The organism is Nocardioides maradonensis, assembly GCF_054777115.1.
The window spans coordinates 57903-84089 of record NZ_BAAHAZ010000005.1 but is presented as its reverse complement, the minus strand read 5'-3'; the positions used below and the strand labels follow the sequence as shown (position 1 = coordinate 84089).

Genomic DNA, 26187 nt, shown 5'->3' with positions numbered 1-26187 from the left:
AGCGTGTCCGGGGAATAGGTCAGGCCCGGTCGTGTTGGCGCTTGTATGACGTCTCCTCGGATCGACCTCAACGACAAGACCTCCATCCCCCAGTTCGGGCTCGGCCTTTGGCAGGTGCCGAACGGCGAGGCGCAGCGCGTCGTCACCGATGCCCTCGAGCTCGGCTACCGCCACCTCGACACCGCGCAGATGTACGGCAACGAGGAGGGCACCGGCCGTGCGATCGAGGCCGCCGGCCTGCCGCGCGAGGAGCTCTACGTGACGACGAAGCTCAACAACGGCTACCACGAGCGCGGTGACGTGCGGCCGTCCCTGGAGGTCTCGCTGGAGAAGCTCGGCCTCGACGCGGTCGACCTCTTCCTCATCCACTGGCCGCTGCCCACGAAGTACGACGGCGACTTCGTCTCCACCTGGGAGGCGCTCATCGAGGCGCAGCAGGCCGGCCTGGCCACTTCGATCGGTGTGTCCAACTTCCAGCCCGAGCACCTCGACCGGATCATCAGCGCCACCGGCGTCGTACCGGCGGTGAACCAGATCGAGGCCCACCCGTACTTCGCCAACGACGTCGCCCGCGCCGCGACGCGGAAGCACGGTGCCGCCGTCGAGGCGTGGTCGCCGCTGGGACAGGGCGGTGGCGAGCTCGAGGACCCCGTCGTCGTGGCCGTCGCGGAGAGGTTCGGCAAGACGCCCGCCCAGGTGCTGCTGCGCTGGGCCCTCGACCGCGGCGACATCGTGTTCCCGAAGTCGCTGAGCAAGGCACGGCTCGCGGAGAACGCCGACATCTTCGACTTCGCGCTGACCGCCGAGGACGTCGCCGCGCTCACCGCGCTGGACAAGGGCGAGGCCGGCCGCACCGGCCCGAACCCCGACACCTTCGACTGGATCCCGGAGCGCTAGGCGAGCAGCTCGTCGACCATGTCGGCGAACCGGTTGACCTGGATCGAGAGGTGCCCCTCGCCCTCGAGCAGGTGGGGTACGACGCCGGGGATGTGCTCGGCCAGCCACTGACCGTGGTGGAACGGCACCATCAGGTCCGCCGACCCCTGCCACAGGTACGTCGGCACCCGGATGTCGTCGAGCGCGAAGCCCCAGTCGCGGGTGAATGCCAGGTCGTCGTCGAGCCAGCCGTAGAGCTCCGCGACACCGCCGGCGAGGTTGGCCAGCAGGTCCGCGCCGACCTCGCCGGTGAGCGCCGCGCGGTCGACGTCGGGCAGCAGGCTGTCCAGCGTCGTGATGACGCTCTGCGCGTCGGCGGTGATGATGCCCTCGCGGTCCTGCAGCAGGAACGGCAGCAGCGCCTCCTCGCCCTCGAGGGCGAGGTTGAACTCCTCGACGTTGGCGGCGCCCATGCCGTCGAGGAAGTCGGGCTGGTCGACGTACGGCTTGACCGAGCAGACCGCCAGCACCCCGAGCACCCGGTCGGGGAGACCGGCGCCGGTCGCGAGCGCGTGTGGTCCGCCGCCCGACTGGCCGCCGGTGTAGATCCTCTCGGCGCCGAGGTGGTCGGCGATCGCGGCCACGTCGGCCGCGACATCGGCGACCGTCCGGCCCGGGTTGCGGGTGGAGCCCGCGGCGCCCGCGCGTGAGTAGGACACCAGCCGCAGGCCGCGCTCGGCCAGCACCTGCTGCTTCTGCGCCGACTGGTAGCTGCAGCCCGGGGTGCCGTGGTGCCACACCAGCGGGATCCCGTCCGCCGGTCCGGACACCTGGACGTCGAGGACCCGGCCGTCGGGGAGGTCCAGTGCGATGCGCTCGGTCATGACCCCACCCTGCCACGCGAGACCCGGGTTCTGGCCGGTCGAGATCCGGGTTCTGGCGGGTCCGGCTCGCCAGGACCCGGGTCTCGAGCAGCCAGAAGGCGGGTCTCGCGTCAGGAGATCATCCGGCGGGCGATCGCGACCTGGCGGGCGGTGATGCGGGCGGCGTACTCCTCCTCCGTGAGCGATACGGCGCCGGCGACCGCCGCCGCGTCGGCGGCCCTGACGATCTCGACGGTCGGGCCGTCGGCGGGGGCGAGGTCGCGCTCGACCCGCTGCCAACGCAGCATGATCGGACCGGTGCGGTGGCCGGTGGTCTCCAGCCAGTTCGCGATCGGGGTGCCGCCCGGCGGGCGCTCGGAGATGACGAAGCGGATCATGCCGTCGTCGTCGACGGAGGCCTGGGCCTTGGTCAGCGAGGTCTGGTGGGTCTCGTAGTCGGTGGAGGCGTACCAGTCCGACCCGATCTGCATGCCCTGGTAGCTGCAATCGCCGCAGGCCGGCACGGTCACGATCATCGCCTCGTCCTCGGCGAGGTCGTAGTGACCGATCGAGGAGAACTGCGAGGCCAGGCCGCCCGGGGTCGAGGCCGGTGTGGTGAGGGTGTTGGCCGGCTCCTTGTACTGGAAGAAGTGGGGGAACGCGAACCAGGTCTGGATGGAGCCGGTGAGCGAGCGGGCCGCGACGTCGTACTTCTTCGCGAGCGACTCCCGCGTCCGCTCCTTGCGCGGCAGCCCGAGCGTGTCGGGGCGCTCCAGCCACAACGTGCCGCGCGACTCGGTGTCCCAGTCGTTGAAGACCTCGCGCACGATCAACGTCTTCGCGCCCGGCTCGGCCGTGTAGCGGAGCTCGAAGCTCCCGTCGGCGTCGATGGACAGCGAGCGGTCGTCGATGGCGAGCATCGAGGTGGCCGCCGAGGTCGCGGAGTACATGCCGCCCATCACCTGGAAGGACAGGTCGGCCGAGGTGCCGCGGCGGCCGCGCACGACGTACTCCACCCCCTCGCGGAGGTAGGCGTTGAAGTAGATCGCGTCCGGGTTGTCCAGGCCCTGCTTGGAGAACTGGTGCGTCGGGTTGATGAGGACGGGCTGGTCGAGGTCGTAGTCGAAGGCGTTCTGCATCGCCATCCGGATCCGCCCGGAGAGGTACTCGTAGCCCTCGAGCCGGTCGGCCTCGGTGCGGATGAAGGGCGCGTTCGCGATCAGCTCCTCGGCCTCCGCGATCGCGTCCTGCAGCGGCTTGGTGAGTCCGTACGCCGCGCTCACGGGTTCACCTTCGCGATGACGTTCTCGGCGAACTGCTCGAGGTGCCGGATCTTCGGCTCGAGCGGCTCGGTGTCGGGGCCCTTGATGTAGGGCACCCGGAACCCGACGATGCAGTCGGTCACCCCCTTGTCCTCGAGCCGCTTCACCCCGTCGGGCGAGTAGGCGTCGTAGGAGATGACGTGCACCTCGAAGTCGTCGCGCGTGTCGCCCTCCGCCCTGCGGATCTCGGCGAGCCGGGCCAGCAGCCGGTCGAGCTCCTCCCCGTCGCCGCCGGCGTGCATCCAGCCGTCGCCCTTCACCACCGCGCGCCGCAGCGCGGCGTCGGAGTGGCCGCCGACCAGCAGCGGGATCCGCTCGGTCGGGGCGGGGCACTGCTGGAGCGGCTCGAGGTCGTAGAACTCGCCCTGGTAGCCGAAGAACTCGCCCGAGGTGAGCCCGCGCAGGATGTCCATGCACTCGTCCATCCGCTTGCCGCGGCGCTCCCACGGCACGCCCAGCGCCGCGAAGTCCTCGGGCCACGGCGACAGCCCGACGCCCAGGCCGAGCCGGTTGCCGGACAGGTAGGCCAGCGACGACGCCTGCTTGGCGACCAGCACCGGCGGCCGGATCGGCAGCTTCAGCACGAACGGGGTGAGCCGCAGCGTGGAGGTGACCGCGAAGAGGTGCGCGCACAAGATGTTGGTCTCGATGAACTCCTTGCCGAGCAGGAACTCGCGGTCCCCGGTGTCGGTGTAGGGGTACGTCGAGTCCGACTCCTTCGGGTAGATCAGGGAGTCGGCGACCGTCATCGACGTGTAGCCGGCAGCCTCGGCCGCCTGCGCGAGCGGCGCGTAGTAGGTGGCCTGGGTCATTGCCTCGGCGTAGGTGAAGCGCATACCGTGCAGACTAGAACGTGTTCTAGTACAGGGGAAGCCCATGTCTGCGACCAAGCCCAAGCCCGACGGCCTCGACAAGTCCTGGACCGACCGCGAGATCCCTGTGGTGGTCCTCGAGCCGAGGGGCGCGTGATGGACCAGCAGGAGCTGCTCGACCGCGCCGCGATCGCCGACGCCCTCACCCGCTACACCCAGGCCGTCGACGCCCAGGACTGGGGCGGCCTCGACACCGTCTTCACCGCGGACGCCCGGATCGACTACACCGAGTCCGGCGGCATCGCGGCCGACCTCGCGACCGTCAAGGCCTGGCTCGCCGAGAACCTCCCCGCCTTCTCGACGCGCTACCTGCACGCCCTGCAGCAGATCTCCTACGACTTCGACGAGGCGCGCGACGCGGCCAGCGTGGCGGCGTACTTCCACAACCCGATGGTGGTCCCCGACGGTGCGGGCGGCCACCGGGTGGTCGAGGTGGGCGGCATCTACCGGCACGAGTTCGTGCGGACCGGGGCGGGCTGGCGCAGCCGGCAGCTGCACGAGCAGGTCGTGTGGACGCGGGGTTTCTGAGGCCGCCTCCCTAGACTGGCCGACGTGAGCCGCAGCCCGTTCGACGACGACAACCCCGTCCGCACCGGCCTCGTTGCGCTCGTCGGCGTCTCGTTGGCGGTGGGTCTCGTCCTCGCCGTCGTCGCGCTCGTCGGCACCCACGTGCTCGGGATCGCCGGCGGCGGGAGCTCCGGGACCGGGGCCGGTCAGGGCGAGTCGATGTACCTGCCGCCGCCGGAGAAGACCACCGACGCCGGCGGTCCGCTCATCACGCTCGACACCCAGGACACCTCGGCCCCGCGGGCGTCCGACTCGGCGACCGCACCGTCGAGCGCCGCGACCTCGCCGAGCACCAAGCCCGCGCGCGGGCGGATCTCGCTGCAGGCGCTGGAGACCACGGTGCCCAACTTCGGCAAGATCGACCTGACCGGCGTCTACCCGGGTGGCGAGGGCGAGATCCTGCAGGTGCAGCGCAAGCAGGGCGGCCAGTGGGTCGACTTCGCCGCGACCGTGCCGGTCAGCAACGCGACCTTCTCGACCTACATCCAGACCGGCGTCAGCGGGAAGAACACCTTCCGGGTGCTCGACAAGACCCGCAACATCTCCTCCAACCCCGTCGAAGTCAGTGTTGGTTGAGGCGCGAGCGTGTCGCCGCTGATGCTCCATCGCCGGGTTCAGCCCGTCGCTGCTCCGGCCTGAACCCGGCCTCTGTCGCGCGGTGCCACGCTGCCGCGCTCGCAGTCGGCTGAGCGCGGCGAGCGCCCGCCAGAAATTTCCTCCCCGAGCCGGGAACAACCCCGGCGAGGGTCTCGTTGGCATCGGTGTAAACTTGAGTCAATGCGGCTCAAGTAAGTTGCACCACGAACATTCAGGAGGAAAACAACATGGCACGTGCTGTCGGCATCGACCTCGGCACCACGAACAGCGTCGTCGCTGTCCTCGAGGGCGGCGAGCCCACGGTCATCACGAACGCCGAGGGCGCGCGGACCACCCCGTCGGTGGTCGCGTTCGCCAAGAACGGTGAGGTGCTCGTCGGCGAGGTCGCCAAGCGCCAGGCCGTCACCAACGTCGACCGGACCATCCGGTCGGTCAAGCGCCACATGGGCACGGACTGGACCGTCGACATCGACGGCAAGGACTTCACGCCCCAGCAGATCAGCGCCTTCGTGCTGCAGAAGCTGAAGCGCGACGCGGAGGCCTACCTCGGTGAGACCGTCACCGACGCGGTGATCACCGTCCCGGCGTACTTCAACGACGCGCAGCGCCAGGCGACCAAGGAGGCCGGCGAGATCGCGGGCCTGAACGTCGCGCGCATCGTCAACGAGCCCACCGCGGCCGCGCTGGCCTACGGCCTGGACAAGGGCGAGGACCAGACCATCCTCGTCTTCGACCTCGGTGGTGGCACCTTCGACGTCTCCCTGCTGGAGATCGGCGAGGGCGTCGTCGAGGTCAAGGCGACCAGCGGTGACAACCACCTCGGTGGTGACGACTGGGACCAGCGGATCGTCGACTGGATGGTCAAGAAGTTCAAGGACGCCAACGGCGTCGACCTCTCCGCCGACAAGATCGCCGCGCAGCGCCTCCAGGAGGCCGCGGAGAAGGCGAAGATCGAGCTCTCCTCCAGCCAGGAGACCACGATCCACCTGCCCTACATCACCCACGGTGAGAACGGCCCGCTGCACTTCGAGGAGAAGCTGACCCGCTCGGAGTTCCAGAAGCTGACGGCCGACTTGCTCGACCGCACCAAGGCTCCGTTCCAGAACGTCCTCAAGGACGCGGGCGTCTCGGTCAAGGACATCGACCACGTGGTCCTCGTCGGCGGCTCGACCCGTATGCCGGCCGTGACCGAGCTCGTCAAGGAGCTGCTCGGCGGCAAGGAGCCCAACAAGGGCGTCAACCCCGACGAGGTCGTCGCGCTCGGCGCGGCCCTCCAGGCCGGCGTCCTCAAGGGCGAGGTCAAGGACGTGCTGCTCCTCGACGTCACCCCGCTGTCCCTCGGCATCGAGACCAAGGGCGGCGTGATGACCACGCTCATCGAGCGGAACACCACGATCCCGACCAAGCGGTCCGAGATCTTCACCACCGCTGACGACAACCAGCCGTCGGTCGAGATCAAGGTCGCCCAGGGCGAGCGCCAGATGTGGGCGCAGAACCAGCCGCTCGGCAACTTCGAGCTGACCGGTCTGCCGCCGGCGCCGCGCGGCGTCCCGAAGATCGAGGTCACCTTCGACATCGACGCCAACGGCATCGTGCACGTCTCCGCCAAGGACCAGGCGTCCGGCCGTGAGCAGTCGATGACGATCTCCGGTGGCTCGGCGCTGAGCAAGGACGACATCGACCGGATGGTCAAGGAGGCCGAGCAGTACGCCGCCGAGGACGCCAAGCGTCGCGAGACCGTCGAGATCCGCAACCAGGCCGACCAGCTCGTCTACCAGACCGAGAAGTTCCTGGCCGACAACGGCGAGAAGCTGCCCGAGGACGTCAAGACCGAGGTCCAGGCCGACGTCGACGCGCTGAAGGGCATCCTGGAGAACCAGGAGGCCGGCGCCGAGGAGCTCACCCCGGCCATCTCCAAGCTGGGTGAGTCCAGCCAGAAGATGGGTGCCGCGATGTACGCCGCCGCCGAGGCCGAGCAGGCCGCTGCCGGTGGGTCCACCGGTGCGACCGGCGAGTCCGACGACGACGTGGTCGAGGCCGAGATCGTCGACGAGGACGAGTCGAAGTGACCGAGCCCCACGAGGGCAACCCGACCCCGGCCCCGGAAGGGGCCGGGGCCGCGGGCGCCGACGACACCAGCGGGATCGACAACCTCCTCGAGGAGGGTGGTCCCCTGGAGCCCCAGGACGTCGCCGAGGCCGAGGGCGCCGACGAGCCGCTGGCCGCGGCGGAGAGCAAGGTCTCCGAGCTCACGTTGGACCTGCAGCGGCTGCAGGCCGAGTACCTCAACTACAAGCGACGCGTCGACCGCGACCGCGACCTGGTGCGGGAGAACGCGACGTACGCCGCGCTCGCCCCCATCGTCGAGGTGCTCGACACCATCGACCGTGCCCGCGAGCACGAGCCCCTCGAGGGCGGCTTCAAGGCCGTCGCGGAGCAGCTCGAGCGGGTCGTGGCGGGTGTCGGGCTGGTCAAGTTCGGTGCTCCGGGCGAGCCGTTCGACCCGACCCTGCACGAGGCGCTCAGCCACCTGGGCGCGGACCCCGACGTACAGGTCACCACGGTCAAGCTGGTCGCCAAGGCCGGCTACAAGATCGGTGACCGCGTCGTCCGGGCCGCGCAGGTGCTGGTCGTCGACCCCGAGTGACCCAGCGAGGAAGAGCTGACAACGACAACTGATGAACGGATGGGAGGTGTGCGATGAGTGACCCGATGGACGGCATCCGGGCCGACTGGGCGAACAAGGACTTCTACAAGGAGCTGGGCGTCGCCAAGACGGCCACCGCGGCCGAGATCAAGAAGGCGTACCGCAAGCTCGCGCGCGCCAACCACCCCGACTCCAACCCCGGCGACACCGCCAAGCACGACCGGTTCAAGGCCGTCGCGGAGGCGTACGACGTCGTCGGCGACCCGGAGAAGCGCGCGAAGTACGACCAGGCGCGGGAGATGTTCGCGGGCGGCCGCTTCGGCGGTTACCCGGCCGGTGGCGGCTTCGGCGCCGGTGCGGGCGGCTTCGGCGCCGGCGGCGGCATCAACCTCGAGGACCTGCTCCGCGAGCGGTCCGGCGGTGGTGGCGGTGGGTTCGGCGACCTGTTCGGCGACCTCTTCGGAGGTGGCGGTGGTGGGCGACGTACCCAGCGACCGGTGCGCGGCGCCGACCTGGAGACCACGGCGACGATCGGCTTCACCGAGGCGCTCGAGGGTGCCACGGTGTCCCTGCGGATCTCGACCGACAGCGTCTGCCAGACCTGCCACGGCACCGGCGGCAAGCCCGGCACCCAGCCGCACGTCTGCCCGACGTGCGACGGCACCGGCTACGTCGTGGCCTCGATGGGCGGCGCCTTCTCCATGAACGAGACGTGCCCGACCTGTGGCGGCCGCCAGATGGTGTACGACGAGGCGTGCCCGGTCTGCCACGGCACCGGCCACGGCACGTCCACGCGGACCGTCCAGGCCAAGATCCCGGCCGGCGTCAAGGACGGGCAGCGGATCAAGCTGCGCGGCAAGGGCGCTCCGGGCGAGCACGGCGGTCCCGCGGGCGACCTGTACGTCACGGTGAAGGTCACCGGCCACCGCGTCTTCGGGCGCAGGGACGACAACCTGACCATCGACGTCCCGGTCTCCTTCACCGAGCTCGCGCTCGGGGCGGAGGTCAAGATCCCGACGCTCGGCGGCCCGCCCGTCACGCTCCGCATCCCCGCCGGCACGCCCGACGGGCGGACCTTCCGGGTCCGCGGCAAGGGCGTCGCGAAGAAGGACGGCAGCAAGGGTGACCTGCTCGCCACGGTCGCCGTCCAGGTGCCCGGCCACCTCGACGACGAGGCCCGGGCCGCGCTGGAGGCGTACGCCGCCGCCACGGCCTCGACGCCGCTGCGCGCCAACCTGTTCGAGGGCCAGTGATGGCTGCTCGGTCGACCAACCAGGCTGCCGGGTCGCACGACCCGGCAGCCGCGGTCTTCGTGATCAGCGTCGCCGCCGAGCTGAGCGGGCTGCACCCGCAGACGCTGCGCACCTACGAGCGGCTGGGCCTGATCACCCCCGGCCGCACCGGCGGCGGTGGTCGCCGCTACTCCAGCGACGACATCGACCGGCTGCGCACGATCGCGCAGCTGACCTCCTCGGGCATCGGCATCGAGGGCGTCCGCCGGATCCTCGACCTGGAGAACACCGTGCACGCGCTGCGTGCGCGCAACGACGAGCTCGCCGCCGAGCTGGAGGCCACGCGGGAGGCGCTGCGTGCTGCTGCGGCCGCCGCCCCCGGCGTACCTCCCACGCCGTCGGACCGGCTCCCGGCCCTGCGCCTCCCGACCTCGCAGCAGGCGGTCGTGGTGTGGCGCAGGCCTCGCTGACAACCCCTCCTCTCTGCGGTTACGTGTGACGCCGAGTCGCCACAGGCACTAGCCTTCGGCCAGGGAGAGGGCTGGACGAAGGGCTTCACGTGCAGGATTGGCTCAACCACTGGGCGGACGGCGTCGACTGGTTCGCCTTCGTCTCCATCCCCTTCTTCACCGGGATCATCGGTTGGCTGATCAACTGGTCGGGTCTGTGGATGCTGTTCAGCCCGGTCAAGTTCGTGGGCTTCCAGGTGCCCGGCCTCAAGGAGATCACCGGCGTCATGCCGCGCAAGCTCCAGGAGATCCCGGGCTGGATGGACGGCGGCTTCGGCTGGCAGGGCATCGTCCCCGCGCGGGCGGCGAAGATGGGCTCGATCGCGGTCGACAAGGTCATCGCGAAGCTCGGCACGCCTGCGGAGTTCTACGCCCAGCTCGAGCCCGACCAGATCGCCGAGCACATCGTGTCGGTGTTCCGCCCCGACCTCCCGCAGCTGGTCGACGAGGTCATGATGCGAGAGAACCCGCGGCTGTGGCGCGACCTCCCGATCGGCGTGCGCCAGGCGGTCGTGGACCGGGTCCAGGCCCAGCTGCCGTCGGTCGTGAAGACGATCACCGACGAGATCGGCGTGCACATCAACCAGCTGCTCGACCCGAAGATCATGGTCATCGACCACTTCCGGAAGAACCCGGACCTCGTGGTCAAGGTCTTCAAGGACGTCGGTCAGCGCGAGCTGAACCTGATGGTCGCCTTCGGCTTCATCTTCGGCTTCCTGCTCGGCATCCCGGTCGCGCTGATCGACCAGACCTGGCACCTCGCGTGGCTGCTTCCGATCATGGGCGTCATCGTCGGGTGGATCACCAACCTGCTCGGCATGTGGCTGATCTTCGACCCGCCGGAGCCGCACCGGATCCTCGGCATCAAGGTCCAAGGCCTGTTCCTGCGCCGCCAGGACGAGTGCGCCGAGGTCTACGCCCGGATCATCGCCGACGACGTGATCACCCTGGAGCGGATCGGCGACTTCCTCATGGACGGCCCGCGCGGCGACCGCACCCGGCAGATGATCGGTACGGCGATGGCGCCGGCCATCGACAAGGCGGCCGGTCCGCTGCGCGGTGCGCTCAACGTGGCGATGGGCGCCCGGCGCTACGAGAGCATCAAGCAGGGCTTCGCCTCCGAGGCGGTCGGCCGCACCATCACGCCGTTCCGCGACCCGGAGTTCAGCCGCAAGCAGTCGGAGAAGATCAGGGTCCTCATCGCACGGCGTACCAAGGAGCTCCCGCCCCGCGACTTCGTCGAGATGATGCGCTCGGCCATCAAGGAGGACGAGTGGATGCTCTACGCTCACGGCGCGATCATGGGCCTGGCCGGCGGCTTCCTGCACCTGGCGATCTTCAACTGGCACATCATCCCCGGCTTCCCGCCGGCGTGACCCGGGCAGGCACCGAACTGTGGACTTGGGAGTAGACGTGGCGAAGCGAGCGACGAGCGACGAGGCGTACGACGAGGAGGGCCTGCCGCGCCTCCCCGCGGTGCCCGGGTCGTTCTCGGCCCCGGCGGTCGTCGAGACCCTGCCCGGCCTGGCCCGGGTGGCCGGCTCGGCCGCGCTGCACACCGCCGGCTGGGGTCTGCGCACGACCAGCCGCAACTGGATGCGGGTCGGGCGCGCCGTCACCAGCCGTGACGAGGCGGCCGCGCTGGTCCGCGAGGTCAGCCAGTACGTCGGCACGCTGGGCGAGATCGCCAAGCAGGTCGCCGACGGCGTGCCCGTCGCGACCGCGCTGATGAACGCCGGCACCGCCCTCGGCGGCACCCCCGCCCAGCGCCCGCGCGCGTCGGCGACCATCGACGGCCAGGTCCTCGACAGCCGTCCCACCTCGCTGCGGGAGCGCGGCCAGGACCTGCTGGCCAAGTCGCGCGACGTGTGGAGCCACGACGACCGGCACCCCGCCTTCGACCGGATCCTCGACGAGATGGCGCCCGACGAGGCGCGGATCCTGGTCATGCTGCTCGAGCGCGGCCCGCAGCCCAGCGTCGACGTCCGCACCGGCGGACCGATCGGCATCGTGTCCTCGCAGCTGGTGGCGCCGGGTTTGAACATGGTCGGCCCGCGGGCCGGCCTGCGCTACCTGGACCAGGTGCCGGCGTACCTCAACAACCTGTTCCGGCTCGGCCTGATCTGGTTCTCCCGCGAGCCGGTCAAGGAGCACCAGGAGTACCAGGTGCTCGAGGCGCAGCCGGACGTGCTGGCCGCGCTGCACTCGGTGAAGTTCGCCAAGGTCGTCCGGCGCTCCATCCACCTCACGCCCTTCGGTGAGGAGTTCACCAAGCTGGCGCTGGTCGACGAGCGGACGGCCGCGAGCGAGGACCTGCCCGAGCACGACGTACCGCCGGAGATCGACGCGGAGTAACGCTTGGTCGCGGTGGGCGCGGGGTAGGCGTTCCCCGATGTCTCGGAGAACGCTCGTCACCCTCGTCCTGTCCGTCGCAGCCGTGGCCCTCCTCGCCGCCGGTTGGCTGCTGCCCCAGGTGCTGCTCTACCTGGCAGGGGTGGTGGCCGCCGCGGTGCTCATCGGGCTCGTCCTGCGGCGACGCCGTGCGGTCCTGGCCGGGGTGGTCGTCGTGGCCGTCGGCGTCGGGCTGCCCTTCGTGGTGGGCAGGGGAGATGCCGGCGACCCGGCCTGGCGGACCTCGCTGACCGGGCAGACCGTGGTGCGTGCGGGTGGCGTGTTCATCGCTGCCGACGACAGTCGGGTCCACCTGCTGACGCTGGACGGCGGACGCGAGCTGTGGAGCGTGCCCGGCTGGGGCCCGGTGGTCGACGGGGAGGGCGACCTGCTCACGCTCGACGACGGTGCGGGGAACGTCGCGCGCTACGACAGGGCGGGGCAGGTGCGGTGGCGTCGGCCGGCCGCCACGGTCGTGCCCGGCCGCCTGCGTGCGGTGGCGATGTCCGCCGCCACGACCGTGCTGTCGTCGTGCTCCTCCGGGGAGACCTGGGCGAGTGGCCGGTGCACGCTGGTGGGTGTCGGGACCCACGGACGGATCCTGTGGCGGCGGGTCTGGTCGGAGGCCACGATCCCGGTGCCGCACCAGCTGCTCCCGACGACCACCGGGCAGTCCTCGACGCAGGTCGCCGTGCGGATCAGGCGGGGCGGCTCCTCGGTGCTGACGGCGCTCGACCCGGCGACGGGGGCGCCGCTCGTGACGGTCCCGATGCCGCCGGCGTACGCCACCGGGCTGGTGATGACGACGGGGGACCGTCTGGTGGCCGCCGAGCCCGGCTGCGGTCTGGCGGTGTTCGCGGACGGCGTGCTGCTGGGGCGGCGACGCAACCCCGCCGGCTGCCGCGGGCCGATCATCCCCGACAGCGTGCTCTCGGCCCCGATGGACCGGTTCTACCTGCGTACGACGCTCGGCGGCCCGGTCACCACCTTCGACATCGACCTGGGCGCCGGCCGGGTCCTGGCTCCGGACGAGTACGCCGACGCCGACGGCCCCGAGGTCTTCGGCACCTCCGTGGTGCTGGCCGAGCGGGTCTCGGGCAGCCGGCGGGAGCTGGTGGCGACCGATGCGGAGAGCGGCAGGGTCGTCTGGCGCCGCGCCCTCGACCCCGATGCGACCTCGGCCGGTGATGCCCGCTTCCTGGCGGGCGTCTGGAACGGTGTCGGCGCGGTCGTGGTGCGCGAGCTCTCCCACGCGCACAACCCCTACCTGCGCCCGCACCTCCAGCTCGGCGACGGCCGGTTCAGCCCCTTCGCGGACCGCAGCCGCCGCTTCGCGCTGCTCGACGCGGGCACCGGCCGGGAGCGGGCCGCGGTGCTGGACGGGTCCGCCGGCGGCGCGGACGTCCGGGTGGTCGCGGGTGACGGCTACGCCGTCGTCGGCACCCCGGACGGCACCTACCGCGTCGGCTGAGAATGCGGCAAGATAACCAGAGTTGAGTGGAATGGACTCAAGTTTGCTGACGTTGGAACAGATAGACGTCGGCACCCGGTGAACCCCGGGGCCGACCCGGACGATCTCATCCACGCACACCTACAGGAGACCTGCTTTGAGCCAATTCGGGGCCGACAAGTTCACCACGCGAGCACGCGAGGCGATCGAGGCTGCCAACCTTGCCGCCACGTCGGCCGGGAACAGCACCCTCGAGCCCATCCACCTCCTCGTCGCCCTGCTGCTGCAGAGCGAGGGGAGCGCTGCCAACGTCGTCGCCAAGGCGGGCGTCGACGCCCCCACCCTCGTCCGCGCCGCCGTCGCGGAGCGCGACAAGCTGCCGTCCGCCAGTGGCGCGACGGTCAAGCAGCCCACGGCCTCGCCGGCCACCACCCGCGTCCTGGCCTCCGCCCTGGAGCTCGCCCAGTCGATGCAGGACGAGTACGTCGCGTCAGAGCACGTGCTGATCGCGCTCGCGAGCGTCGAGTCCAGCGCCAAGACCGTGCTCGAGCACGCCGGCCTCTCCGCCGACGGCCTGCGCCAGGTGGTCGAGGGCATCCGCGGCGGCCGGCGGGTCACCAGCGAGAACGCCGAGGACACCTACGAGGCCCTCGACAAGTACTCCGTCGACCTCACCGCGGCCGCGGAGGAGGGCAAGCTGGACCCGGTCATCGGTCGTGACCAGGAGATCCGCCGGGTCATCCAGGTGCTGAGCCGGCGTACCAAGAACAACCCGGTGCTCATCGGTGAGCCGGGCGTCGGCAAGACCGCCGTCGTCGAGGGCCTCGCCCAGCGGGTGATCGACGGCGACGTCCCCGACAGCCTCAAGGGCAAGCGGGTGCTGAGCCTGGACCTGATGGGCATGGTCGCCGGTGCGAAGTACCGCGGCGAGTTCGAGGAGCGGCTCAAGGCCGTGCTCGACGAGATCAAGTCCGCCGAGGGCCGGGTCATCACCTTCATCGACGAGCTGCACACGGTCGTCGGCGCGGGCGCCGGCGGCGACAGCCAGATGGACGCCGGCAACATGCTCAAGCCGATGCTGGCGCGCGGCGAGCTGCACATGATCGGCGCGACCACGCTCGACGAGTACCGCGAGTCGATCGAGAAGGACCCCGCGCTGGAGCGTCGCTTCCAGCAGGTCTACGTCGGTGAGCCGAGCGTCGAGGACACCATCCAGATCCTGCGCGGCATCCAGGAGAAGTACGAGGCGCACCACGGCGTGCGCATCACCGACGCCGCACTGGTTGCGGCGGCCACCCTGTCCGACCGCTACATCACCGGTCGGCAGCTGCCCGACAAGGCGATCGACCTCATCGACGAGGCTGCCAGCCGGCTGCGGATGGAGATCGAGTCCAGCCCGGAGGAGATCGACCAGCTGCGTCGCCAGGTCGACCGGATGAAGATGGAGGAGTTCGCGCTCGCCAAGGAGTCCGACGACGCCTCCGTGGAGCGGCTCGCCGACCTGCGCGAGGACCTCGCCGACAAGGAGGAGGAGCTGCGCGCGCTGGAGTTGCGCTGGGAGCAGGAGAAGGCCGAGCTCGAGGGCGCGGGTGACCTGCGCCGCCAGCTCGACCAGCTCCGGATGGAGGCCGAGAAGCTGCAGCGCGAGCAGCAGTACGAGAAGGCCAGCGAGCTGCTGTACGGCCAGATCCCCGCACTGGAGCTGCAGATCAAGGCGGTCGAGGCCGTCGAGGACGCCGAGCCGAACGCCGACAAGATGGTCGGCGAGGAGGTCGGCGCGGTGCAGATCGCGGAGGTCGTCGAGGCGTGGACCGGCATCCCGACCGGACGGCTGCTCCAGGGCGAGACCGCGAAGCTGCTCGACATGGAGCAGGTCATCGGATCTCGCCTGATCGGCCAGGCCGACGCGGTCCGTGCCGTCAGCGACGCCGTACGTCGTGCGCGCGCGGGCATCGCGGACCCGAACCGGCCCACCGGCTCGTTCCTGTTCCTCGGCCCGACCGGCGTCGGCAAGACCGAGCTGGCCAAGTCGCTCGCGGACTTCCTGTTCGACGACGACCGCGCGATCGTGCGCATCGACATGAGCGAGTACGCCGAGAAGCACTCGGTCGCCCGCCTGGTCGGTGCCCCTCCCGGCTACGTCGGGTACGACGAGGGCGGCCAGCTCACCGAGGCCGTGCGGCGCCGCCCGTACTCGGTCGTCCTGCTCGACGAGGTCGAGAAGGCGCACCCCGAGGTGTTCGACATCCTGCTGCAGGTGCTCGACGACGGGCGCCTGACCGACGGCCAGGGCCGGACCGTGGACTTCCGCAACACGATCCTTATCCTCACGTCCAATCTGGGCTCGCAGTTCCTCGTCGACCCGACGATGGCCCCCGAGGCACAGCGTGAGGCCGTGATGGGCATCGTGCGGCAGGCCTTCAAGCCCGAGTTCCTCAACCGGCTCGACGAGATCGTGACCTTCGACGCACTCACCCGCGACGACCTCGCGCACATCGTGGAGCTGCTGCTCCGCTCGCTCGAGTCGCGGCTGGCGGCGCGCCGGATCACCCTCGACGTGAGCCCCGCGGCACGGGACTGGCTGGCGGACGTCGGCTACGACCCGGCGTACGGCGCCCGACCGCTGCGCCGGCTGATCCAGACCGCGATCGGCGACCCGCTCGCGCGGCTGCTGATCTCGGGCGCGGTCACCGACGGTGGATCGGTCACCGTCGACGTCGGCGAGGACGGCCTGGTCCTCAGCTGACGACGCTCCGCCACGACGGCCCCCGGGGATGCCCGGGGGCCGTCGCGCATCTGGTGGAATGACGCGCATGAACGCGCCGCGTCCCGCCCAGGTCACCCTCGCGATGGCGCTGATCGTGGGCGGCGCGGTGCTCGTGATCGCGACCGCGTGGGAGCGGATCGGCGGGCTGCACAGCATCGAGATGCAGCAGCAGCTCGCCGCGGTCGTCGAGCAGGAGCGGTTCAGCGGCCTCACCGTGAGCTCGTTGGCCACGGTGCTGCGCGTGCTGTGCCTCGTCGGCGCGGGGGCCGCGGCGGCCGCCGCCGTGCTCGCCGGCCAGGTGCCGAAGCGCTCCCGCAGCGCGCGGATCGCCCTGACCGTGCTGGCTCCGCTGGTCGTCCTCGGCTGGTTCGGCACCGCGGGGTTCTACGAGCCGTTCCTGCTCGTGGGCATCGTGCTGCTGTGGCTGTCCCCGACCGCGGACTGGTACGTCGGCCGCGAGCCGGCTGCGCGGGAGCCCTCCGCGCGGGAGAGGGCGGTCCAGCCGCCCGTGCAGACGCCGCCCGCCCCGCCCCTTCCGCCCGCTCCCTTCGAGGTGCCGCCGCCGGCGCAGCTCCCGCCCCCGCCGGGATGGGCCGCGACCCCGTACCCGCCCCTCGTCCGACGCCCCTCCTCGCTGGCCACGGCGTGCGTGGTCACCTGGGTGTGCTCGGGCCTGGCCGCGGTCGCGACGGTGGCCATGATGGTGTTCCTGACGACCTCGGGCGACGCGTACCTCAGCGACGCCATCGACAAGGCGCACCAGGTGTGGGGCTCGATGGCCGACGGCATCACCACGACCCAGCTGCGGGCCGAGCTCTACGTGCTCCTCGCCGGCGTCCTGCTGTGGTGCCTCGCCGCGATCGTGCTCGCGCTGTTCGCCTGGGCCGGGCGCGGCTGGGCGCGGATCCTCCTCGCCGTCTCGGCCATCGGGGCCGGTGTCTGCGCCCTCGTCGGCGCCCTCGGCTCCCCGATCCTGCTGGTCCTGGCCGCCGCGTGCGGGGTGAGCGCGGTCCTGCTGCTGCGGCCGGAGAGCTCGGCCTGGCGGCGCTGACGCTCTTCCCTGCTTCCTTCGGGCTGGAGCGAGAGGTGCACGATTCCGCACACCCGGACGCGGTTTCGCAGGTAGCGTGAACACTTCGCACGATCACCCCTGGATCGCGCACGTCGGAGGGAACATCAGATGAGGTTGGTGGTGCGCGCACTCGTGGGCGCGACGGCATTGGCGATGGTGACGGCAGGAGCCGCGCACGCGACCACGGGGTCGCCGCCGGTCACGGCGAACGACACGGTCACGACCCAGGTCTTCACGCCGGTCGAGAAGAACGTGCTGGCGAACGACTCGGACCCCGACGGCGACTCTCTGGCCGTCTGCCGGCTCGGGCCGATCCCCAAGAACCTCATCGTCGAGAACTCCGACCGCTCGCTGTTCATCGTGGGTCTGGAGCCGGGCACCTACAGCTTCACGTACTACGCCTGCGACTTCTCGTACCTGACCCCGGCCACGGTCACCGTCACGGTCAAGGCGCCGCCGCCGATGTTCGCGAAGGTCGTCAAGGGCGAGCGGCCCGGGACGCTCCGCGTGTTCAACAACGGCAAGTTCGGGTTCCAGTTCCTGTGGGGCTCCTACAAGAAGCGCCACGCGGACGGCCGCGTGAGCGTGCCCGCGCACTCCAGCATCCGAGTCCGGGTACGTCGGGTCTCGGTGGTCTGGCTCGCGGTGAACGAGCGCAACGGCGCCTTCAAGACCGGCATCATCCGCGGCATCCACCTGCCGGCCGGCGCGCACGTCCTGCCGCCGGGAGCACCGCCGGCAGCGCTCCGGACGATGCCGCCGCGCTGGATCATCCAGCGCTGAGGTCGGCTGCGACCAGCCGGCGTACCGCCTCGTCGAGCACCCTGGTGCGCTTGCAGAACGCCCAGCGCACCAGGGTGTCGCCGGCATCGGAGTCGTAGAACACCTGCATCGGGATCGCCACGACGCCCGCCCGCTCGGGCAGGGCGAGGCAGAAGTCGCGTCCGCTGGCCCACCCGAGGTCGCGGACGTCGGTGGTCGCGAAGTACGTCCCCTCCGGGGTGTACGCCGTCAGGCCGGCCTGCCGCAGACCGCTGACCAGCCGGTCGCGGCCGGCCTCCAGTTCGTGCGCGAGGGCGGTCGGGAAGCCGGCGTGCTCGTCGAGCGCGACGGCGACCGCGGGCTGCAGCGGAGCCCCGGAGACGTAGGTCAGCCACTGCTTGGCGCCGGTCACCGCGTCGACCAGGTCCGCCGGTCCGGTCGCCCAACCGACCTTCCACCCGGTGAACGAGTAGGACTTGCCGGCGCTGGAGAGCGTCAGCGTCCGCTCGGCCATCCCCGGAAGCGTCGCGAGCGGGACGTGCCGCCGGCCGTCGAAGGTCAGGTGCTCGTAGACCTCGTCGGTCACGACCAGCAGGTCGTGCTCGAGGGCGACGTCGGCCACCGCCTGCAGCTCGGCGGTCGTCAGCACGCGGCCCGTCGGGTTGTGCGGGTTGTTGAGCAGGATCAGCTTGGTGCGTGGCGTGATCGCGGCCCGCAGCGCCGCCGGGTCGAGGGCGAAGTCCGGCGCACGCAGGGTCACCGGCCGGCGTACCCCACCGGCGAAGGCGATCATCGCCGGGTAGGAGTCGTAGTAGGGCTCGAGCACGACCACCTCGTCGCCCGGGTCGACCAGGCCGAGGATCGCCGCCGCGATCGCCTCGGTGCAGCCCGTGGTCACCAGGACCTGGGTGTCGGGGTCGAGGTCGATCCCGTAGTGGCGGCGCTGGTGCGCCGCGATCGCCGCGCGCAGCGGGGGGATGCCCCGGCCGGGCGGGTACTGGTTGGCGCCGCCCTCGAGCGCTGCGACGGCCGCGGCGATCACCGCCGGAGGTCCGTCGACGTCGGGGAAGCCCTGACCCAGGTTGACCGCCCCGGTCCGGATCGCCAGCGCGGACATCTCCGCGAAGATCGTCGTACCCGTGCCGGCGACGCGTGCTGCTGCCCTGCCCATGCAGCGACCCTAGCCACCGCACTAACCTTCAGTCTCGTGACCACGACCGACGCGGACCTCGCTGCCGACATCGACGCCACCTGCCGCCTCACCGGGGAGTTCACCCTCCGGTCGGGTCAGGTGAGCAACGAGTACTTCGACAAGTACCTCTTCGAGGCCGACCCGCTGCTGCTCGCCCGCGTCGCCCGGGAGATGGCACAGCTGCTGCCGGCCGACACCGAGCTGCTCGGTGGCCTGGAGATGGGCGGCATCCCGATCGCCACCACCATCAGCCAGCTGGTCGGCCTCCCGGCGCTCTTCATCCGCAAGAAGGCCAAGGAGTACGGCACGGCCAAGCTCGCCGAGGGTCCGTCGTACGCCGGGAAGCGGGTGACCCTCATCGAGGACGTCATCACCACCGGCGGCGCGGTGCGCGACGCCACGAACGCGCTGCGCGAGGCGGGCGCGGTCGTCGAGGTCGTCATCTGCGCGATCGACCGCTCGCCGGAGGGCGAGAACCCGCTGGCCGACGTCGGCCTGGAGATCCGCCCGGTGCTCACCAAGGCGGTGCTGGACGCGGCCCGTGCCGCGGCACAAGCCTGAGCGTCAGGACTCGTCGCCCTCGAGCGCCGGCTTCTGCTCGTGCCGCTTCTTCCAGATCTCGTAGACCAGGCCGATCACGGTGACGGCCAGCAGGCCGTAGGTCACCAGGTCGATGTACTTGCCCAGGCTCGGGAAGGTCTGGCCGAGGCCGTAGCCGATGAGCAGCAGCGAGCACACCCAGGCGACCGCACCGATCGCGCTCCAGACGAAGAAGACCTTGCGGTTCATCCGCGTCACGCCCGCGACCAGGGTGATGTAGGTGCGCACGAACGGGACGAACCGTCCGATCACGAGGGCCGAGTGGCCGTGTCGGTCGAAGAACGCGGAGGTCTGCTCGAGGTACTCGCGCTTGACGATCCGCCCCTCGCGCTCGTAGATCACCGGCCCGACCCGGTCGCCGATCATGTAGCCCGAGACGTTTCCCGCGAAGGCGGCCGCGCAGTAGACCACGATGGCGAACAGCAGGTCCCCGAAGTGGCCGCCCGGGATGATGTCGACCTTGCCCTCGGCGATGAACAGGCCCATCGCGAACAGCAGGGTGTCACCGGGGAGGAACGGGAACAGCAGACCGCACTCGACGAAGAGGACGCCGATGCCGACCCAGAACAGGGCGGCGCCGAACTCCTTGAGCAGGAAGTCTGGGCTGAGCCACTTCGTCACGTCGTGGAGGCTGATGGCCAGGGAGGTCGCCTGGACCAGGAGTTCGGACACGTCGAAACCCTAATCGGTGATGGTTGAGGAGAGGTGAAGACCCGTGGATGACCATCCCGTGGATGTGTCGGGCGAGATCGAGCGGGCGCCGTACGACCCGATGCCGCACGGCCCGGCCGAGGTCGGTGTCGGTCCCTGGGAGGGGCCGTGGCCGACCGGCCCCGGCTCGGAGGTGTACGACGAGCAGCTGCTCGCCGAGGGCGATCGACGCAACGTCGTGGACCGCTACCGGTACTGGTCGGTGGACGCGATCGTCGCCGACCTGGACACCCGCCGGCACGGCTTCCACGTCGCGATCGAGAACTGGCAGCACGACTTCAACATCGGCACGATCGTCCGCTCCGCCAACGCGTTCCTCGCGGCCGAGGTGCACATCGTGGGCAACCGCCGCTGGAACCGGCGCGGCGCGATGGTGACCGACCGCTACCAGCACGTCCGGCACCACCCGACGGTCGCCGACCTGCACGCCTACCTGCAGGACGAGCTGGGCGGCGTACCCCTGCTCGGGATCGACAACCTGCCGGGCTCGGAGCACCTCGAGACCATGCGCCTGCCCGAGCGCGTCTGCTTCCTCTTCGGTCAGGAGGGCCCGGGGCTGTCCGAGCGAGCCCGTGAGGTCTGCGAGGGCACCTTCTCGATCGCCCAGTTCGGCTCGACCCGCTCCATCAACGCCAGCTCGGCCGCCGCGATCGCGATGCACTCGTGGGTGGTGCAGCACGCCGACCTGACCTCGGGGGACGCCTGGCGGGGTTAGCTCCGCATGCAGCTGACGACCCAGGTGGTCATCGGTGCGACGCGCTTCCACGTCGCGAGCCAGCCGGTCCTACCGAGGCGGGACCGGCACACGGCCACGGCCTTGTTGTCGATGTACGACTGGCTCGCCGTGACCGTCGTGGCGGTCACCGGGTGCCACTTGTGGGTAGCGGCGCAGTTCGTCATGAGGTCGCGGCCGGTCAGGCAGAAGGTGAGCCTGGGCGGCAGGTTGCTCGGCAGGTGCGGGTACCGGCCGGTGATGCGCAGCACCGTTGACCCCTGGGCGATGCCCATCATGCAGGTCACCCAGTGCGCGCCCTGGTCCTGCTGCGCGGTGGTGGGGATGAAGACGTAGTCGGCGTACGACGAGCGGCCGTAGCGCAGCTTCGAGCCGCCGGACGCCCGCACCGTGGCGGGCAGGCAGGTCTTCGACAGGAACGTGGCGAAGGCGGTGCCGCTGTAGGTCATCGTCGCCGGCATCTGAGCCACGGCCGTGATCACCACGGTGTGCTGTCCCGAGCAGGGCACGGTCGGAGCCGTGGCGGACTCGGAGCTGATCACCAAGGAGCCGGCCATGTTGTAGCACTGGCCGACGGCCGGGGCGCCGTACATCGGGTCCGTCAGCGCCGTGGCGGTCGGGAGGCCGGGCCCGAGGGTGGGGACCAGGATCGCGACGACCAGGGCGATCAGGGTCAGGATGCGGTTGCGCACGGGGCCTCCGAGTCGGTAGGTGCTGGAACGGCACCCCAGTGTGCGGGAACGCGCGACGGTCCCGCGGCCTTTTGTCGAGATCCGGTGGCTACTTCTTCAGGCCCAGCAGGCCCGTGACGCTGCCGAGGACGGTCGAGCCGCCGTCCTTGGTCCCGCTGCCGCTGCTGCTGCTCGTGGCCGAGCCGGAGCTGCTGCTGGACGTGCCGCCGAGCAGCTGCTTGGTGATCTGGTTGATCGTGTCCGGGATGACCGCGCCGTCGGAGGGCGCGGCGGTCGGCAGGCTGGAAGGCGGAAGCACGTCCGGGACGCCGACCGTCGGGCCGGTGGTCGGCAGCGACGGCGGCGTGCTGTCGTCGCCCGGCACGGTGCCGGTGGAGTGCTGCTGCGAGCCCGACGCCTTCGTGCCGGACGGGTGGTTCTTCGTCGTGGACAACGGCGTCTTCAGGTGCGAGCTCAGCGGCTGGGTCGCGAAGGACGGCAGCTGGGTGACGAGGCCGTCGGTGCAGGTCGGGCAGACGTCGTACGCCGCCTGGTCGACCGCCTGCACGGTCTGGGCCGCCGCGACCAGCGCGGGACGCGACCCGACCGGGAGGACGTCGTCGAGGGCGCTCAGCCGGCCCATCGAGGTGCCGGCGAAGGAGCGCAGCGCGCTGAGCGGGGAACCGTCGCCGTTGCTGTCGTACGCGTCGATCGCGGCCGCGCTCGCCTGGCTGGTCTGGTCCTTGAAGGCCTGCAGCGTCGAGCTGATCTGCCCGGCGTCCGCGTCGCTGCGGGAGCTGAGCTCCTCGACCTCGGAGAGCCGGGTCGTCGCGTTGGCGAGCAGCACCGAGGCCTTGGACTGCGGCGAGGACTCGAGGTTGGCGTGCGCGTTCTCGATCGCGCGCTTGATCGGGTAGAGCGTGTCGCCCGGCAGGGCGCTCTGCGAGGCCACGGCCATCGAGCCGCTCGCGGCGACGACGGCGAAGCCGCCGAGCAGGGCCGCGGCGCGGCGCTCGCGGCTGCCCCGCTTCTGCTTCGGGGTCAGGCGCAGCGCGGTGGCGGCGTCGGTGCGCGACTCGGAGGCGACCGGCATCTCCGCGGCAGCGGTCATCAACCGGGCCCGCAGGTCGGCCACGAACTCGGGACGGGCGGCGGGCTCGGGCACGGAACGCAGGGCAGCAACCACGTCGAGCAGCTCGGCGTACCGCTCCTGCGACGTGCCCTGGGCACGCCCGGAGACGGCGGCGTCGAACTCCTCGGCGCGCCGCTGGTGCGCGTTACCGCCGATCATGACGCTCGTCCTTCGTTGTGGTGGATCGGGAACAGGTCGGGAGCGACCTGCCCGAACAACGACCGTTCGGGCGCGAAGGTTACGTACGAGGCCGTCATCGCAGCCCCTCCGGCATCAGCTTCGCCAGGTTGCGCACGCCGCGCAGCTGCAGCTGCTTGATCGCGCCGTCGGTGCGACCGAGGGCCTGGGCGGTCTCGGCGATGCTGAGACCCTGCAGGAACCGCATGATCAGGCAGTCGCGCTGCTCGTTGGGCAGCTTGGTGAGCGCCTCGAGCAGGATCTCGTTGGTCAGGCTCGCCAGCACCGCGGACTCGGGGCCCTCGGTGGTGTCGTCGTGCTGACCCATGTCCTCGGTGGTCAGCTCCAGCCGCGTCCGACCCGCCTTGAAGTGGTCGGTGGCCAGGTTGCGCGCGATCGTCATCAGCCAGGCGCCGAAGTCCTTGCCCTGCCAGCGGAAGGACGACATGTTGCGCAGCGCGCGGAAGAAGGTCTCGGACGTGAGGTCCTCGGCCACCACGGCCGAGCGGGTCCGGTAGTAGAGGAAGCGGTAGACCGAGGACTGGTAGTGGTCGTAGAGCAGGCCGAACGCCTCGGAGTCGCCGCCGCGCGCGAGCTCGACCAGGCCGATCAGCCGCTCGCGCTCCTCGGGGGAGTCCTCGGAGGAGGTGGCCAGCCGGGCATCGCCGTACGTGCCACCGGAGCCGCCCGAGCCGGCGCCGCCGTCCGCGGGCTCGGCAGGAAAGCCGTGGTCGGCCTCGTTGAGCAGCCAGCCGCCCGCGAGGGCAGGGGTCGGGCTCGGCACGAGCAGGTCGGCCAGAGCCGAGGACACGGCAGCACGCAGGGCCTCCAGACCCCGCGCAGCGTCGTGTTCCCAGGTCATCCCCGGTCCCTCCCCTTCGACTTCCCCCAAATGCGATCCTACGGCGGATCGGGCTTCGGTGGAACCGGATGCAGCAGTCCGCGTCCGACCAGGCCTCGCGTCCGGGACTTTGTCCCGGGCGTGTCGGGTGGTGTCAGTGGGGTCGGGTCAGGCGGCGTACGACGGCACCGGCGAGTGCCGCACCGGAGGCGGCGCCGCCGACGAGCACGCCGGCCCGGGCGGCCCGCCGGCCGGTCCGGTAGTCGCGGATCCGCCAGCCGTGCTCGCGCGCGTAGGAGCGCAGCTTGGGGTCAGGGTTGATCGCGCAGGGGTCACCGACCAGGCCGAGCATCGGCAGGTCGTTGGAGGAGTCGGAGTACGCCGAGCAGCGGCTCAGGTCCAGGCCCTCCCGCTCGGCCAGCGCCTGGACCGCGACCGCCTTGGCCGGGCCGTGCAGCATGTCGCCGACCAGCTTGCCGGTGTAGACGCCGTCGACGTGCTCGGCGACCGTGCCGAGCGCCCCGGTGAGGCCGAGCCGGCGGGCGATGAGGGTGGCGATCTCGATGGGGGCGGCGGTCACCAGCCACACCCGCTGACCCTGGTCGAGGTGCATCTGCGCGAGCGCGCGGGTGCCCGGCCAGATCCGGTGGGCCATGCCCTCGTCGAAGATCTCCTCGGCGACCTCCTCGAGCTCGGCCACGGTGTGGCCGGCGATGAAGGCGAGCGCCGAGTTGCGTGCCTCGGCGACGTGCTCGGGGTCCTCGATGCCGGCGATCCGGAAGTAGGCCTGCTTCCAGGCGGCGCCGAGGATGTCGCGGGTGCCGAAGAACTTGCGGCGGTAGAGGCCACGGGCGAGGTGGAAGATGCTCGCCCCCTGCATGACCGTGTTGTCCACGTCGAAGAAGGCCGCTGCCGTCGGGTCGCTGGGGTGGGTCAGCGCCGTCTCGACCTCGGCCGCAGCAGCGGAGGCCTCGCCCGCGAGGGTGGAGCGCTGCTGGAGGTCGACGCGAGGGGGGCGTCGGCCGTTGGATGCCGCCATGGCTCAACACTAGTGTGGAAATGTGTCGCCCCGGATAACTCTCTACGGTCGTCCCGGCTGCCATCTCTGCGACGACGCCCGCGCCGTGATCGAGCGGGTGTGCGCCGACCTGGGGGAGTCTTACGTCGAGGTCTCGATCGACGACGACCCGGAGCTGCAGGCCCGCTTCGGGGAGGAGATCCCGGTGACCTTCGTCGACGGGCGTCAGCACGACTTCTGGCGGGTCAGTGAGCAGCGTCTCAGGGCCGCGCTGGCAGAGTCGGTCTCCTAGGTTCTCGACCGTCCCGAAGATCTCGATACGGCGGTCACGGGCTCGCTCCGCTCGCCCGTGCGCCTACTCGATCTCCTCGCTTAGCAGACCCCGTTCTCGTCCCTCGAACGGGGTCTGACTCGGATTTGGTTCGCGCGTTCACGAACTCCTACAGTGGCCGGGCCGCTTCCAGAGGGGAGCGACTGGAAAGAAGAGTTGTGACAGCACGGACTTCGCCAGAGGCCGGCCGGGTCATCCCGGAAGCCACGGTCGCCCGTCTGCCCGTCTACCTGCGGGCCCTCACCGCCCTCGTGGAGACGGGGATTCGCACCTGCTCCAGCGAGGATCTCGCGACCGCCGCCGGCGTCAACTCGGCGAAGCTGCGCAAGGACCTCTCCTACCTCGGTTCCTACGGCACCCGTGGCGTCGGGTACGACGTCGACTACCTGCGCTACCAGATCGCGCGTGAGATCGGCGTGACCCACGACTGGCCCGTCGTCATCGTCGGCATCGGCAACCTCGGTCAGGCCCTCGCCAACTACTCCGGCTTCCGCAGCCGCGGCTTCAGCGTCCTCGCGCTGCTCGACGCCGACCCGGCCATCGTCGGCCGCGAGGTCGCCGGCGTGGTCGTGCGCGACTTCGCGGACCTCGAGGAGATCGTGCGCGAGCGCGATGTCGCGATCGGGGTCATCGCGACCCCCGCCGTCGCCGCGCAGGCGGTCGCCGACCGGATGGTGGAGGTCGGCATCACCAGCATCCTCAACTTCGCGCCCGCGGTGCTCACCGTCCCCGAGGGCATCGACGTACGCAAGGTGGACCTGTCCATCGAGCTGCAGATCCTGGCCTTCCACGAGCAGCGCAAGGCCGGTGTCCCCGAGTCCGACGAGCTGGAGGGTGCCTCGTGAGCGAGCGTA

General features: G+C 70.9%; 26 protein-coding genes. 17 read left to right on the top strand and 9 right to left on the bottom strand.

Features of this window, described 5'->3' with window-relative positions:
- Nucleotides 1–45: 45 nt before the first annotated feature.
- Entirely contained in the window at nucleotides 46–897 is an 852-nt protein-coding gene (locus ACYVAQ_RS07130) for an aldo/keto reductase (protein ID WP_460787818.1), read from the top strand.
- Here ACYVAQ_RS07130 and ACYVAQ_RS07125 read toward each other — a convergent pair.
- The 3 genes from ACYVAQ_RS07125 to ACYVAQ_RS07115 form a co-directional block, all read right to left on the bottom strand.
- On the bottom strand, nucleotides 894–1760 hold the full coding sequence (locus ACYVAQ_RS07125) for an alpha/beta fold hydrolase (RefSeq protein WP_460787817.1): 867 nt from the start codon (nucleotides 1758–1760) through the stop codon (nucleotides 894–896). The two genes, ACYVAQ_RS07130 and ACYVAQ_RS07125, sit on opposite strands and share 4 nt — an antisense overlap.
- A 110-nt stretch (nucleotides 1761–1870) precedes the next feature.
- Entirely contained in the window at nucleotides 1871–3022 is a 1152-nt protein-coding gene (locus ACYVAQ_RS07120) for a hypothetical protein (RefSeq protein ID WP_460787816.1), read from the bottom strand.
- A complete protein-coding gene (locus ACYVAQ_RS07115; RefSeq protein WP_460787815.1) occupies nucleotides 3019–3897 on the bottom strand; it encodes a TIGR03619 family F420-dependent LLM class oxidoreductase in 879 nt (292 codons plus the stop codon). Before ACYVAQ_RS07115 ends, ACYVAQ_RS07120 begins: the two co-directional genes overlap by 4 nt.
- 132 nt (nucleotides 3898–4029) lie before the next feature.
- Between ACYVAQ_RS07115 and ACYVAQ_RS07110 the strand changes: the two genes are divergently transcribed.
- From ACYVAQ_RS07110 to ACYVAQ_RS07055, 12 genes are all read left to right on the top strand, one after another.
- On the top strand, nucleotides 4030–4461 hold the full coding sequence (locus ACYVAQ_RS07110; protein WP_460787814.1) for a nuclear transport factor 2 family protein: 432 nt from the start codon (nucleotides 4030–4032) through the stop codon (nucleotides 4459–4461).
- A 24-nt stretch (nucleotides 4462–4485) separates the two neighbouring features.
- On the top strand, nucleotides 4486–5076 hold the full coding sequence (locus tag ACYVAQ_RS07105; protein WP_460787813.1) for a hypothetical protein: 591 nt from the start codon (nucleotides 4486–4488) through the stop codon (nucleotides 5074–5076).
- 248 nt (nucleotides 5077–5324) lie between these two features.
- A complete protein-coding gene (gene dnaK / locus ACYVAQ_RS07100) occupies nucleotides 5325–7166 on the top strand; it encodes a molecular chaperone DnaK (protein ID WP_460787812.1) in 1842 nt (613 codons plus the stop codon).
- Complete coding sequence (gene grpE, locus ACYVAQ_RS07095; protein WP_460787811.1) at nucleotides 7163–7744, top strand: nucleotide exchange factor GrpE; 582 nt, start codon at nucleotides 7163–7165, stop codon at nucleotides 7742–7744. Before dnaK ends, grpE begins: the two co-directional genes overlap by 4 nt.
- A gap of 53 nt (nucleotides 7745–7797) precedes the next feature.
- Nucleotides 7798–8997, top strand: coding sequence for a molecular chaperone DnaJ (dnaJ, locus tag ACYVAQ_RS07090; RefSeq protein ID WP_460787810.1), 1200 nt, complete (start codon nucleotides 7798–7800; stop codon nucleotides 8995–8997).
- The gene (locus tag ACYVAQ_RS07085; protein WP_460787809.1) at nucleotides 8997–9446 is read left to right on the top strand and encodes a heat shock protein transcriptional repressor HspR; all 450 of its coding nucleotides are present in this window, start codon (nucleotides 8997–8999) and stop codon (nucleotides 9444–9446) included. The genes dnaJ and ACYVAQ_RS07085 overlap by 1 nt, the downstream gene beginning before the upstream one ends.
- Before the next feature lie 89 nt (nucleotides 9447–9535).
- Nucleotides 9536–10861: a hypothetical protein gene (locus ACYVAQ_RS07080; protein ID WP_460787808.1), complete on the top strand. Its 1326-nt coding sequence runs from the start codon at nucleotides 9536–9538 to the stop codon at nucleotides 10859–10861.
- Between the two features lie 37 nt (nucleotides 10862–10898).
- On the top strand, nucleotides 10899–11840 hold the full coding sequence (locus ACYVAQ_RS07075) for an Abi-alpha family protein (RefSeq protein WP_460787807.1): 942 nt from the start codon (nucleotides 10899–10901) through the stop codon (nucleotides 11838–11840).
- 37 nt (nucleotides 11841–11877) lie between these two features.
- On the top strand, nucleotides 11878–13347 hold the full coding sequence (locus ACYVAQ_RS07070; RefSeq protein WP_460787806.1) for an outer membrane protein assembly factor BamB family protein: 1470 nt from the start codon (nucleotides 11878–11880) through the stop codon (nucleotides 13345–13347).
- A 136-nt stretch (nucleotides 13348–13483) separates the two neighbouring features.
- On the top strand, nucleotides 13484–16072 hold the full coding sequence (gene clpB, locus ACYVAQ_RS07065) for an ATP-dependent chaperone ClpB (RefSeq protein ID WP_460787805.1): 2589 nt from the start codon (nucleotides 13484–13486) through the stop codon (nucleotides 16070–16072).
- 67 nt (nucleotides 16073–16139) lie between these two features.
- Nucleotides 16140–17144, top strand: coding sequence for a hypothetical protein (locus ACYVAQ_RS07060; protein ID WP_460787804.1), 1005 nt, complete (start codon nucleotides 16140–16142; stop codon nucleotides 17142–17144).
- 141 nt (nucleotides 17145–17285) lie between these two features.
- Nucleotides 17286–17948 (top strand): Ig-like domain-containing protein, encoded by a 663-nt coding sequence (locus tag ACYVAQ_RS07055; protein WP_460787803.1) that lies wholly within the window; start codon nucleotides 17286–17288, stop codon nucleotides 17946–17948.
- Here the strand turns inward: ACYVAQ_RS07055 and ACYVAQ_RS07050 are convergent.
- On the bottom strand, nucleotides 17935–19098 hold the full coding sequence (locus tag ACYVAQ_RS07050; RefSeq protein WP_460787802.1) for a pyridoxal phosphate-dependent aminotransferase: 1164 nt from the start codon (nucleotides 19096–19098) through the stop codon (nucleotides 17935–17937). The two genes, ACYVAQ_RS07055 and ACYVAQ_RS07050, sit on opposite strands and share 14 nt — an antisense overlap.
- Before the next feature lie 36 nt (nucleotides 19099–19134).
- Between ACYVAQ_RS07050 and pyrE the strand changes: the two genes are divergently transcribed.
- Nucleotides 19135–19680 (top strand): orotate phosphoribosyltransferase, encoded by a 546-nt coding sequence (pyrE, locus tag ACYVAQ_RS07045; RefSeq protein WP_460787801.1) that lies wholly within the window; start codon nucleotides 19135–19137, stop codon nucleotides 19678–19680.
- Nucleotides 19681–19683: 3 nt separating this feature from the next.
- Here the strand turns inward: pyrE and ACYVAQ_RS07040 are convergent, their stop codons facing one another.
- The gene (locus ACYVAQ_RS07040) at nucleotides 19684–20391 is read right to left on the bottom strand and encodes a DedA family protein (RefSeq protein ID WP_460787800.1); all 708 of its coding nucleotides are present in this window, start codon (nucleotides 20389–20391) and stop codon (nucleotides 19684–19686) included.
- Between the two features lie 100 nt (nucleotides 20392–20491).
- Between ACYVAQ_RS07040 and ACYVAQ_RS07035 the strand changes: the two genes are divergently transcribed.
- Nucleotides 20492–21145, top strand: coding sequence for a TrmH family RNA methyltransferase (locus ACYVAQ_RS07035; RefSeq protein ID WP_460788095.1), 654 nt, complete (start codon nucleotides 20492–20494; stop codon nucleotides 21143–21145).
- Here the strand turns inward: ACYVAQ_RS07035 and ACYVAQ_RS07030 are convergent.
- The 4 genes from ACYVAQ_RS07030 to ACYVAQ_RS07015 all read right to left on the bottom strand — a co-directional run bounded on the left by ACYVAQ_RS07030 (nucleotide 21142) and on the right by ACYVAQ_RS07015 (nucleotide 25023).
- On the bottom strand, nucleotides 21142–21855 hold the full coding sequence (locus tag ACYVAQ_RS07030; protein WP_460787799.1) for a hypothetical protein: 714 nt from the start codon (nucleotides 21853–21855) through the stop codon (nucleotides 21142–21144). The genes ACYVAQ_RS07035 and ACYVAQ_RS07030 overlap by 4 nt on opposite strands.
- An 88-nt stretch (nucleotides 21856–21943) precedes the next feature.
- Nucleotides 21944–23125: a DUF5667 domain-containing protein gene (locus tag ACYVAQ_RS07025; RefSeq protein ID WP_460787798.1), complete on the bottom strand. Its 1182-nt coding sequence runs from the start codon at nucleotides 23123–23125 to the stop codon at nucleotides 21944–21946.
- A gap of 94 nt (nucleotides 23126–23219) precedes the next feature.
- Nucleotides 23220–24005, bottom strand: coding sequence for a sigma-70 family RNA polymerase sigma factor (locus ACYVAQ_RS07020; RefSeq protein WP_460787797.1), 786 nt, complete (start codon nucleotides 24003–24005; stop codon nucleotides 23220–23222).
- 133 nt (nucleotides 24006–24138) lie between these two features.
- Entirely contained in the window at nucleotides 24139–25023 is an 885-nt protein-coding gene (locus tag ACYVAQ_RS07015; RefSeq protein ID WP_460787796.1) for an HAD family hydrolase, read from the bottom strand.
- Between the two features lie 22 nt (nucleotides 25024–25045).
- Here ACYVAQ_RS07015 and ACYVAQ_RS07010 point away from each other — a divergent pair, with 22 nt between their 5' ends.
- Both ACYVAQ_RS07010 and ACYVAQ_RS07005 read left to right on the top strand, forming a co-directional pair.
- Nucleotides 25046–25294 (top strand): glutaredoxin family protein, encoded by a 249-nt coding sequence (locus ACYVAQ_RS07010; RefSeq protein ID WP_460787795.1) that lies wholly within the window; start codon nucleotides 25046–25048, stop codon nucleotides 25292–25294.
- Nucleotides 25295–25491: 197 nt separating this feature from the next.
- Nucleotides 25492–26178 (top strand): redox-sensing transcriptional repressor Rex, encoded by a 687-nt coding sequence (locus ACYVAQ_RS07005; protein WP_460787794.1) that lies wholly within the window; start codon nucleotides 25492–25494, stop codon nucleotides 26176–26178.
- Nucleotides 26179–26187 lie beyond the last annotated feature (9 nt).

Bases quoted from the DNA above. Each gene is read 5' to 3' on its own strand.
- ACYVAQ_RS07130 (WP_460787818.1), top strand. From the start codon at position 46: ATGACGTCTCCTCGGATCGACCTCAACGACAAGACCTCCATCCCCCAG.
- ACYVAQ_RS07125 (WP_460787817.1), bottom strand. From the start codon at position 1,760: ATGACCGAGCGCATCGCACTGGACCTCCCCGACGGCCGGGTCCTCGAC.
- ACYVAQ_RS07115 (WP_460787815.1), bottom strand. From the start codon at position 3,897: ATGCGCTTCACCTACGCCGAGGCAATGACCCAGGCCACCTACTACGCG.
- ACYVAQ_RS07110 (WP_460787814.1), top strand. From the start codon at position 4,030: ATGGACCAGCAGGAGCTGCTCGACCGCGCCGCGATCGCCGACGCCCTC.
- dnaK (WP_460787812.1), top strand. From the start codon at position 5,325: ATGGCACGTGCTGTCGGCATCGACCTCGGCACCACGAACAGCGTCGTC.
- dnaJ (WP_460787810.1), top strand. From the start codon at position 7,798: ATGAGTGACCCGATGGACGGCATCCGGGCCGACTGGGCGAACAAGGAC.
- ACYVAQ_RS07085 (WP_460787809.1), top strand. From the start codon at position 8,997: ATGGCTGCTCGGTCGACCAACCAGGCTGCCGGGTCGCACGACCCGGCA.
- ACYVAQ_RS07070 (WP_460787806.1), top strand. From the start codon at position 11,878: ATGTCTCGGAGAACGCTCGTCACCCTCGTCCTGTCCGTCGCAGCCGTG.
- ACYVAQ_RS07060 (WP_460787804.1), top strand. From the start codon at position 16,140: ATGAACGCGCCGCGTCCCGCCCAGGTCACCCTCGCGATGGCGCTGATC.
- ACYVAQ_RS07050 (WP_460787802.1), bottom strand. From the start codon at position 19,098: ATGGGCAGGGCAGCAGCACGCGTCGCCGGCACGGGTACGACGATCTTC.
- ACYVAQ_RS07035 (WP_460788095.1), top strand. From the start codon at position 20,492: ATGCCGCACGGCCCGGCCGAGGTCGGTGTCGGTCCCTGGGAGGGGCCG.
- ACYVAQ_RS07025 (WP_460787798.1), bottom strand. From the start codon at position 23,125: ATGATCGGCGGTAACGCGCACCAGCGGCGCGCCGAGGAGTTCGACGCC.
- ACYVAQ_RS07020 (WP_460787797.1), bottom strand. From the start codon at position 24,005: ATGACCTGGGAACACGACGCTGCGCGGGGTCTGGAGGCCCTGCGTGCT.
- ACYVAQ_RS07015 (WP_460787796.1), bottom strand. From the start codon at position 25,023: ATGGCGGCATCCAACGGCCGACGCCCCCCTCGCGTCGACCTCCAGCAG.